The 523-nt window shown below is 71.5% G+C and carries 1 protein-coding gene; it reads left to right on the top strand.

What is annotated here, in order from left to right; all coding sequences use genetic code 11:
- Positions 1-34: 34 nt before the first annotated feature.
- A partial coding sequence (locus tag ACVMYR_RS33170) for an AMP-binding protein (RefSeq protein ID WP_457123708.1) occupies positions 35-523 on the top strand: 489 nt, incomplete at its 3' end.

A 523-nucleotide genomic window follows, 5' to 3' on the forward strand; every position in this document is an offset into this window, starting at 1 on the left:
TCCTCGGGTGCCGTGCCCGGACGGGGTGCGGGTCGTGGCGTTGGACGACGAGTGGCCGCAGATCGAGGCTGCGGAGGCTGGCGACCTGCCGACGGTCGCGGTGGATGGGCCGGCGTTCGTGATCTACACGTCGGGGTCGACGGGCATCCCGAAGGGTGTGGTGTTGACGCACGAGAAGCTGACCAACTTCCTGACCTGGATGGCCGACGAGTGCGCCATCGGCCCCGACAGCAGAATGCTGCACAGCTGCACGCCCGTGTTCGACGTGGCCCTGGGCGAGATCTTCACCGCCCTCGCCTCCGGCGCGACCGTCGTCGTCTGCTCCCGCGACGAGCTGCTCGACGCCCGTCGCCTCACCGACCTGATCGCCAAGCAGCAGGTGACCCACGCGTTCTGCCCGCCGACCAACCTGGCGGCCGTCGACCCGGCCGACTGCCCGAGCATGTCGTGCCTGACCCTCGCCGGGGAGCCGGTGCCGCCCCGGATGGCGCAGCGCTGGCTGGCCGCCGGCGTGCGGCTGATC

This window comes from Micromonospora sp. PTRAS2 (assembly GCF_054052245.1).